The sequence below is a fragment of the Campylobacter sp. W0014 genome (assembly GCF_020135975.1).
In the GTDB taxonomy this organism is placed as follows: Bacteria; Campylobacterota; Campylobacteria; order Campylobacterales; family Campylobacteraceae; genus Campylobacter_D.
In genome coordinates, this window is the sequence record NZ_JACHTR010000021.1 from 22,667 (window position 1) to 31,118 (window position 8,452).

12 protein-coding genes are annotated in these 8,452 nt (G+C 31.9%); 1 reads left to right on the forward strand and 11 read right to left on the reverse strand.

All coding sequences use genetic code 11. From position 1 onward, the window contains the following. Window positions 1–35 precede the first annotated feature (35 nt). Complete coding sequence (topA, locus tag H2277_RS07050) at window positions 36–2,135, reverse strand: type I DNA topoisomerase (protein ID WP_337201631.1); 2,100 nt, start codon at window positions 2,133–2,135, stop codon at window positions 36–38. A gap of 156 nt (window positions 2,136–2,291) precedes the next feature. Between topA and H2277_RS07055 the strand changes: the two genes are divergently transcribed. Continuing rightward, entirely contained in the window at window positions 2,292–3,560 is a 1,269-nt protein-coding gene (locus H2277_RS07055) for an MFS transporter (protein WP_337201632.1), read from the forward strand. Here the strand turns inward: H2277_RS07055 and H2277_RS07060 are convergent. The 10 genes from H2277_RS07060 to rplX all read right to left on the reverse strand — a co-directional run. Further along, window positions 3,553–3,714 (reverse strand): PEP-utilizing enzyme, encoded by a 162-nt coding sequence (locus H2277_RS07060; protein ID WP_337201633.1) that lies wholly within the window; start codon window positions 3,712–3,714, stop codon window positions 3,553–3,555. The two genes, H2277_RS07055 and H2277_RS07060, sit on opposite strands and share 8 nt — an antisense overlap. Before the next feature lie 291 nt (window positions 3,715–4,005). Then, on the reverse strand, window positions 4,006–5,271 hold the full coding sequence (secY, locus tag H2277_RS07065; RefSeq protein WP_337201634.1) for a preprotein translocase subunit SecY: 1,266 nt from the start codon (window positions 5,269–5,271) through the stop codon (window positions 4,006–4,008). Beyond that, complete coding sequence (gene rplO / locus H2277_RS07070) at window positions 5,271–5,663, reverse strand: 50S ribosomal protein L15 (RefSeq protein ID WP_337201635.1); 393 nt, start codon at window positions 5,661–5,663, stop codon at window positions 5,271–5,273. Before rplO ends, secY begins: the two co-directional genes overlap by 1 nt. 3 nt (window positions 5,664–5,666) lie before the next feature. Further along, on the reverse strand, window positions 5,667–6,110 hold the full coding sequence (gene rpsE, locus H2277_RS07075; protein WP_337201636.1) for a 30S ribosomal protein S5: 444 nt from the start codon (window positions 6,108–6,110) through the stop codon (window positions 5,667–5,669). Window positions 6,111–6,120: 10 nt separating this feature from the next. Then, entirely contained in the window at window positions 6,121–6,477 is a 357-nt protein-coding gene (gene rplR / locus H2277_RS07080; RefSeq protein WP_337201637.1) for a 50S ribosomal protein L18, read from the reverse strand. Window positions 6,478–6,489: 12 nt separating this feature from the next. Continuing rightward, on the reverse strand, window positions 6,490–7,026 hold the full coding sequence (rplF, locus tag H2277_RS07085; RefSeq protein ID WP_137623843.1) for a 50S ribosomal protein L6: 537 nt from the start codon (window positions 7,024–7,026) through the stop codon (window positions 6,490–6,492). A gap of 78 nt (window positions 7,027–7,104) precedes the next feature. Continuing rightward, window positions 7,105–7,500, reverse strand: coding sequence for a 30S ribosomal protein S8 (rpsH, locus tag H2277_RS07090; RefSeq protein WP_337201638.1), 396 nt, complete (start codon window positions 7,498–7,500; stop codon window positions 7,105–7,107). Window positions 7,501–7,509: 9 nt separating this feature from the next. After that, window positions 7,510–7,695: a type Z 30S ribosomal protein S14 gene (locus H2277_RS07095; protein ID WP_002779433.1), complete on the reverse strand. Its 186-nt coding sequence runs from the start codon at window positions 7,693–7,695 to the stop codon at window positions 7,510–7,512. Next, window positions 7,688–8,242 (reverse strand): 50S ribosomal protein L5, encoded by a 555-nt coding sequence (gene rplE, locus H2277_RS07100; protein WP_137623845.1) that lies wholly within the window; start codon window positions 8,240–8,242, stop codon window positions 7,688–7,690. The genes H2277_RS07095 and rplE overlap by 8 nt, the downstream gene beginning before the upstream one ends. 3 nt (window positions 8,243–8,245) lie before the next feature. Then, on the reverse strand, window positions 8,246–8,452 hold a 207-nt coding region (rplX, locus tag H2277_RS07105), incomplete at its 5' end, for a 50S ribosomal protein L24 (protein WP_337201639.1).

The following is an 8,452-nucleotide window of genomic DNA, read 5'->3' on the forward strand; positions in this document are numbered from 1 at the left end:
GCATTCTAACAAAAAAAGACTTAAATAATTTTCTTTTATTCTTTCATTTCTTTTTTGATTTTGCATTTAAGACATTCTAAAAAAGTACCTTTTTTTAGTTCCTTAATAACCAAATTTTCGCCACATTCTTCACATTTTTCATCACTTGGCCTATATTTAGAAATAAAATTACACTTTGGATAAGCACTACAACCATAAAATTTTCCACGCTTAGAAAAACGTTCTACAATTTCACCTTTTTGACAACTAGGACAAATTATGCCTATACTATTGGTTTTTTTTGCGGTTGCGTTTTCTTCATTTGCTTTATTTTCATTTTTTAAATTTCTAGAATATTTGCATTTTGGAAAATTTAAACAAGCCACAAATTCACCAAAACGTCCCTTTCTTATCGCAAGCTCTCCTCCACAGTCAGGACAAGTCTCACCTAATTTTGTCACCGTTTTTTGACTTGCAATCTTTGTTTTTCCCTCTTCAATTTTTCTCATAAAAGGGTAATAAAATTCTTTTAAGATATTTTGCCAATCCGCTTTATCTTCGGCAATATCATCTAAAGTATTTTCAAGATTTGAAGTGAATTTGCTATCAACAATATCACTAAAATTTTTTTCAAGTACCTCGGTTACATTAAAGGCAATATCGCTAGGAATGAGTTGCTTTTTATCAATTTTAACATAATCACGGCTTGTAAGTATAGAAATAGTCGGAGCATAAGTTGATGGACGTCCTATGCCTAAGCTTTCTAATTTTTTCACAAGCCCTGCTTCAGAATATCTTGAAGGGGGTTCAGTAAAATGCGAATTCATATCTAATTTTTGAATTTTTAGACTCTCACCTATTTTAAGATTAGGCAAAATTTTATCCTTATCCATATCTCCATAAACTTTATAATATCCATCAAAAATAATTTTTCTACCACTTATTTTAAATAAAGCTCTATCATTTTTTGCAAAAACATTTTGCGTTTGGGAAACAGCTGGATTCATTTGACAAGCTAAAAAACGATTATAAATGAGTGTATAAAGCTTTAATTCATCTTTATCTAAAAATTTAGCCGCAATTTGTGGTGTAAATTCCAAATTTGTAGGACGGATAGCCTCATGTGCTTCTTGCGCACCCTTAGCCTTTGTTACATAAACATTAGCTTTACTAGGCACATAATCTTTTCCGAAATCTTTTTGGATCAATTTTCTTACCTTATCAACCGCTTCTTTAGCTAAATTCAAACTATCAGTTCTCATATAAGTGATCACGCCCATCATACCTTGATGAGTATTAACCCCTTCGTAAAGTTTTTGAGCTAACATCATGGTTTTTTTAGGATTAAATCCTAAACGATTGCTTGCGCTTTGCTGTAGAGTTGAAGTCATGAAAGGAGGCGGTGGAGCGATTTTTCTTTCCTTGCTTTCTATATTTTCTATAATATAAGCATTATTTTTACAAGCCTCAAGGATAAATTTTGCACGATCTTTATTGGTAATGGTTAATTTTTCAATCTTTGCCTTATCAAATTCAACCAACTCAGCATCCAAATCAAAACTAAAAATCATATCGATGCTAAAATATTCCAAAGGCACAAAAGCACGAATTTCTTTTTCTCTATCAACTATGATTTTCAAAGCAGCACTTTGAACACGCCCAGCACTCAAACCTCTTTGAATTTTTTGCCCTAATAAAGGACTTAGTTTATAACCCACTATACGATCCAATAAACGCCTAGTTTGTTGAGCGTTGACTGAATGCATGTTAAGTTTTCTTGGATTTTTTAAAGCGTCTTCAATCGCACTTTTAGTGATCTCATGAAATACAATGCGAGGTAAAATATTTTCATCCTTACCTATGGCTTTTGCAATATGATAAGCTATAGCTTCACCTTCCCTATCTTCATCTGTTGCAAGATAAACTTGTGAAGCATTTTTTGCTTTTTCTTTAAGCTCTTTAACTAAACTACTATGATCGCTTGTTATTCTGTATTCTGGTATAAATTCATCATTTTCTATTTTTATACCAAAGCTTGTTTTAGGTAAATCTCTTATATGTCCTTTAGAAGCTATAACCTCATAATTTTTCCCTAAAAAATTACCTATAGTTTTAGCTTTAGCAGGAGACTCTACTATGATTAATTTTTTTTTCATGAGCTAAACCTCAAATGCTGATTTTTAGAAACATTTCGTTATCTTAATAAACAAAAGCTGAATTTAGCTAAAAAAATTTAAAAATTTACTTATAAATTGCTAAAAATAGAAACATATAATTAATTTGGAGTATAATAAAATAAAAAAGGCTTTAAAATGCGAAAAAAACATTATCAATTTCATCCCAATGATACAAAATTAGATAAAAAAATAGTCGAAATTACCGAAAAATCTACCTTTAAAATCGCAGTATTTTCCATGGCAGCTATGACTATGCTAGGCAGCGTGGTTATTTCTTCAGCACTACCAGCGATCAGCAGACATTTTGAAAGTCTTTTAACTCAAGCAGGCGCTACAAGCTCAACAAGTTTTACTTTAGCCCACCTTGATATCTTAGTAAGATTGGTTTTAACTATGCCTGCCATATTTGTAGTTATCTTATCGCCTTTTGCGGGAATTTTAATGGATAAATTTGGTAAATTAAAATTTGTTTTTCCTGCAATGATAATATGGACTATAGCTGGAGTGAGTGGATTTTTTCTCAATGATATTTATGCTATTTTACTTTCTAGAGCTATTTTTGGAATGGCTACAGCTTTTATCATGACTGGAGCTTCAGCTTTACTTGGGGATTATTATAGCCATGGTGGATTTAATCGGCGTGAAAATGCCCTAAGTTTGCAAGGTTTTTTCTGTGCGGTTGGAGGCGCTGTTTTTATTTCTATTGCGGGTTTTGTTTCTAGTTATTCTTGGCGTTATCCTTTTTTAGTTTATGGGCTTGGGATACTCATTACTCTTATAGCTATATTTTATCTTTTCGAACCACGTTTTAAATTTTATAATCACACTAAAACAGAAACAAAAACAAATTATTGGCAATTCCTTCCTATTTATTTTATAGGATTTTTTATTATGGTAGTATATTACATTTCTCCAACACAACTTCCTTATTACATTGAAGGACATTTAGGCTTAGATCCTAAATACATTGGAATTTCTATGTCTGTTTCAGCTCTTTGTTATGGAGTTTTTTCGCTTAGCTATAAATATATTATGCGTTTTTTAAGCATTAAGCAAATTTATATTTTGACTTTGTTTATAGTAGGCTGCTCCTTTTTATTATTGTTTTTAGTTCATAACTTTATAGCGGTTTTAATGGCTTTAGCATTATTAGGAACTGGAGGAGGGGTTATGCTTGTTAATAATACTGCTTATCTTTTTTCTATATGTCCTGAAAATGCAAGAGCTAGAGCTTATGGGATACTAGCAAGTTGCATTTTCCTTGGACAATTTTTAAGCCCTATCATATCCCAACCTATAGTAAGGCAAATAGGCCTAGTTGATGCTTTTTTGATATGGGCTATTGTGATTTTTACAGTTTGTATCATATTTATATTTTTAAAACAAAAAGCTAGGGTTAATTGAAAATACAAACTCTAGCTTTTCCACCATCAACTTTTACTTTCATTCCATTTTTAAGAATTTTCATAGCATTTCTTACACTCATTACAGCAGGTAACCTTATCTTTCTTGCAGTCACCGCTCCATATGATAAAGCTCCTCTGTTTTCTGTTATCACGCCTTTTATGATATAAAATTATTCAAGTAGGATTTTAAAAACTTATAAATATTGTGTTTTTCTTCTTTTAAACACACCAAAACTATATCTTATTTAGCTAATAAATTGAATTGAGAAAATAAAAGCGTATAAAAACCATAGATGGCACCGTTTCTGTGCGATAAAACAGCCATTTGTCGCAAAAGATCATTTTTGGATAAATCTAAAAAAACTTTTCTAAAATAAGCAAAAATAAAGTAAGGAAATGAAAAATTTAGAAATTCCTTGCTTTATTTTTTTGCATTATATATTCTACAAACCTACTGCACTTAAGGTTTGATATTTGCTCATATAAATTTGAGCTTCGATTTTTCTCATCGTATCAAGTGCAACTTGCACTACAATAAGCACTGAAGTGCCGCCAAATTGAAAAGGCACTCCCATAAATTTTACTAAAAGCCAAGGCAAGGTTGCTATAATTCCTAGATAAATAGAACCAGATAAGGTTAAACGAGAGGCTACTTCATTTAAATAACTTGAAGTTCCTTCACCTGGACGAATTCCTGGAATAAAGCCACCTTGCTTTTTAAGATTATCTGCAATATCCTTAGCATTAAATGCTATAGAAGCATAAAAATAAGCAAAGAAAATCACAAAAATAAAAGTCAAAATGTGAAATACGTATCCATTAGGATTTAAAAAATCATTAATGGCTTGTATATAAGGATTTGTGCTGGTTTGTAAAATGGTTGTTGGAAACATTAAAATCGCACTTGCAAAGATTGGAGGAATCACTCCGCTAAGATTGATTTTAATTGGAATATAATTCATAATACGTTTATTTTGATTTTGCATCACTACTTTACGAGAATAAGAAATAGGAATTCTACGTTCTCCAAGCTCTACATAAATAATAGCACCTATTGTAATTAAAATCAAAACAAAAATAGCAAAAGCAGTTAAGAAATTCATCTCTCCTGAATTTACCTGACTTATAGTTCCTGAAATCGCTCTTGGAATCCCTGAAACAATACCTGCAAAAATAATTAAAGAAATACCATTTCCTATACCCTTTTGAGTGATTTGTTCCCCAAGCCACATTAAAAGCATAGTTCCTGCAAGCATTGAAATAGCACAAAGTGCGATAAACATATTTAAATTTTCTATCATAATGGCACTTGATCCACCCTTGCCATGTAGGCTTTGTAAACCTATAGCTACACCTATACTTTGAGCTAAAGTGATCAATATAGTTACATAACGTATAATTTGCATATATTTTTGCATACTATCGCGTTCTTTTTTCATCTTACCGATACTTGGAAAAGTTGCTGCGAAGAGTTCCATTATAATAGAAGCAGTGATATAGGGCATAATTCCTAAAGAGATAATAGAAAAACGTTGAGCCGCCCCACCACTAAAAACATTAAATAAACCTAAAGCATTATTTTGATTATGGTTAAAAAAATCCGCAATCACATCAGCATTGACGCCAGGAACTGGAATATAAGCCAGAACCCTATAAGCAAATAAAAAAGCTAAAGTGATTAAGATCTTATTCGTCAATGCTCTATTCATTATTTTGTTCCAGTGACGCTAATATTCTCGTCTTTAATTTTAGATACTAAGCCTTTAGCGCTAGCACCAATAAGCTTAACTTTTTTCACAGATTTTGAAAGCTTGTGAACGCCTTTAATGTTTTCAATTGTGATTTCAGTTAGGTCTTTTACAGCTGTAATTTTTTCAACATTGATTACATAAGGTTTTTCTATTTTAGATGTAAAACCTACTTTTGGCAATCTTCTTTGAAGTGGTTGCTGACCCCCTTCAAAACCTCTTTTTTCATTATAACCTTTTCTAGCTGTTTGGCCTTTTCCACCTTTGGTAGCAGTTTTTCCCATACCACTGCCTTGACCACGACCTATTCTTTTAGTTTTATGCGTTGAACCCGCTGCTTTTATTAAATTCATGACTTATCCTTTTAGCATTGTTAAAGCTTTAATGGTAGCGCGAACCACATTAGCTGAATTATTTGAGCCTAAAGATTTAGTTAAAATATCTTTAATACCAGCAAGCTCTACAATAGGACGAGTAGAACCACCAGCAATAACCCCTGTACCTTCGCTAGCTGGTTTAAGTAAAATTTTACTTGCGTTGTATTTTACTTCTACATCATGAGCAATAGTTGAACCTTTAGTTTTTACTTCAACAATATTTTTAAATGCATCATCGACTGCTTTACGAATAGCATCTGGAACTTCTTTAGCTTTTCCATAGCCAACACCTACTAAACCTTTGCGATTACCAACAATCACTAAAGCAGTAAATCTAAATCTTCTACCACCTTTAACTACTTTAGTAACTCTACCAATATCAACAATGACTTCTTCGAATTCTTCTCTATTATATTTTTCCATCAATTACCCCTTATAGCCTAATGCCATTTTCTCTTAAAGATTCAGCTAAAACTGCGATCACTCCATGATAAACATAACCATTTCTATCAAACACAGCTTGCTCAATTTTTTTAGCTTTTAATAGTTTCGCAAATTCAGCAGCAATTTTTTTAGCTCCCTCTTTGTTAGCTTTAATACCTAGTTTGCGTCCATCTGCTGCAGCCAAAGTTACAGCTTTAACATCATTGATTGCTTGGATATAAAGAGTTCTATTTGATTTAAATACAGAGATTCTTGGAAAATTTTCACAACCAGAAATTTTTGCTCTGATTCTCTTTTTTCTTTTAATTCTTAAATTTAATTTTCTTTTTAATACATTTGCTCTCATTCTTTAGTCCTCTTATTTCTTAGATGTCTTACCGGCTTTGCGGATAATACGCTCATCTGAATACTTAACGCCTTTTCCTTTATACGGCTCAGGTGGTCTAAATTCACGAATTTGAGCAGCAACTTGTCCTACTACTTGCTTATCGCTTCCTTTGACAATCACATTATTTTTATCAACTACAATTTCAATACCTTCAGGAATATTATAATTAATAGGATGTGAAAAACCGAGGCTTAATTCTAAAATTTTTCCTTTTAAAGCAGCTTTATAACCTACTCCGTTGATTTCAAGAGTTTTTGAAAAACCTTGAGTTAAACCTACAACAATGTTATAAGCTAAAGCTCTATAAGTTCCCCAATAAGCTCTGCTTTGTCTGTCTTCACCTTTTGGAGAAAAAAGAATATTATTATCTTTAATCTCAACATTAACATGAGCTTTTGTATCAAGCTCTTTCGCCAAATTTCCTTTTTTAAATTTAAGCAAATTTCCTTCTAATTTAACCTCTACTCCACTAGGAATAGCAATTGGTTGTTTACCTATACGAGACATATTTTTCCTTTTTATTTGTCTAGGATATTTCTACTTTTTGTAAAGAATGGATACCCAATACCATAAAAAGCAGATTTTTTACCAAATGGTACATAAAATTTCGCCACCAACTCCTGCTTTATAAGCTTCATCGTTAGCCAAAACACCTTTACTTGTGCTTACTATAATCGTACCATAACCATTTTTAAAACGTTTAATTTCATCTTTTCCTTTATAAACACGACGACCTGGTTTTGAAACTCTTTTGAGTTCATTGATCACACTTTTTCCTTTTTCGTCGTATTTTAAGATCACATTGATAAATTTCTTTTTATCTTCTTCGATAACATTAAAACTTTCAATATAGCCTTTAGCTTGAAAAATCCCAACCAAAGCTTCAACAACTTTAGAGTGTAAAAGTTTAGTTGTTTCAAGTTTTCTCATTCCCGCATTACGAATTCTTGTTAATGAGTCTGAAATTATATCATTTATCATTTTATTTCCTTACCAACTTGCTTTTTTAAGACCTGGAATTAAGCCTTCATTGCCCATTTTTCTTAAACAAACTCTACAAATTCCAAAATCTCTATAAACTGAATGCGGACGTCCACAAATTTGGCATCTAGTATAGCCTCTTACTTTAAATTTAGGCTTACGTGCCGCTTTTGCAATCATTGATTTTTTAGCCATCTTTTCTTCCTTTTGCAAATGGTACACCGATAAGTTCTAATAGTTTTTGTGCTTGCTTATCGTTTTGTGCTGTTGTAACTATAGAAATATTCATACCATGAGTTCTTAAAATTTTATCATACTCAACTTCTGGAAACATAAGTTGTTCATCAAGACCAAAGTTATAATTTCCACGTCCATCAAAACCATCTCTACTTAAACCTCTGAAGTCTTTTACTCTTGGAAGAGCAATAGAAATTAGTTTGTCAAGAAAAGCATACATGTTGTCTTTTCTTAAAGTAACCATAACCCCAACTGGAAATCCTTCACGGACTTTAAAACCAGCTACAGATTTTTTTGCTTTAGTGATAACAGCTTTTTGCCCAGCAATTAGAGAAATTGTATCAGCAATATTTTGCAATACTTTTTGATCCTTAGCAAGTTCTCCAGCTCCCACACTGATAACTACTTTTTCGATTGCTGGAATAAGCATAGGATTTTTAATATCAAATTCTTTAACCAATGCAGGCTTAATGCTTTGATTATATTTTTCTTTCAATCTCATCATTGCTTACTCCTGAATTTTTGCCACATTAGAAATATCCATTGGCATTTCTTTATTAATAAAGCCACCATTTGGATTTTTATCACTAGGCTTGATCGCTTTTTTAGCAATTTTACATCCCTCAACTACTACTTTAAGAGTTTTTGGATATACAGCTAAAACTTTACCTGTTTTACCTTTATCATCTCCTGTGATAACTTTTACGTTATCACC

What these genes read in the sequence shown, in the direction of transcription:
- rplF (WP_137623843.1), bottom strand. Translation starts at nt 7,026, where the DNA reads ATGTCTCGTATAGGTAAACAACCAATTGCTATTCCTAGTGGAGTAGAG.
- H2277_RS07095 (WP_002779433.1), bottom strand. Translation starts at nt 7,695, where the DNA reads ATGGCTAAAAAATCAATGATTGCAAAAGCGGCACGTAAGCCTAAATTT.
- rpsE (WP_337201636.1), bottom strand. Translation starts at nt 6,110, where the DNA reads ATGGAAAAATATAATAGAGAAGAATTCGAAGAAGTCATTGTTGATATT.
- secY (WP_337201634.1), bottom strand. Translation starts at nt 5,271, where the DNA reads ATGAATAGAGCATTGACGAATAAGATCTTAATCACTTTAGCTTTTTTA.
- H2277_RS07055 (WP_337201632.1), top strand. Translation starts at nt 2,292, where the DNA reads ATGCGAAAAAAACATTATCAATTTCATCCCAATGATACAAAATTAGAT.
- topA (WP_337201631.1), bottom strand. Translation starts at nt 2,135, where the DNA reads ATGAAAAAAAAATTAATCATAGTAGAGTCTCCTGCTAAAGCTAAAACT.
- rplE (WP_137623845.1), bottom strand. Translation starts at nt 8,242, where the DNA reads ATGATGAGATTGAAAGAAAAATATAATCAAAGCATTAAGCCTGCATTG.
- rplO (WP_337201635.1), bottom strand. Translation starts at nt 5,663, where the DNA reads ATGAATTTAATAAAAGCAGCGGGTTCAACGCATAAAACTAAAAGAATA.
- rplR (WP_337201637.1), bottom strand. Translation starts at nt 6,477, where the DNA reads ATGAGAGCAAATGTATTAAAAAGAAAATTAAATTTAAGAATTAAAAGA.
- rpsH (WP_337201638.1), bottom strand. Translation starts at nt 7,500, where the DNA reads ATGATAAATGATATAATTTCAGACTCATTAACAAGAATTCGTAATGCG.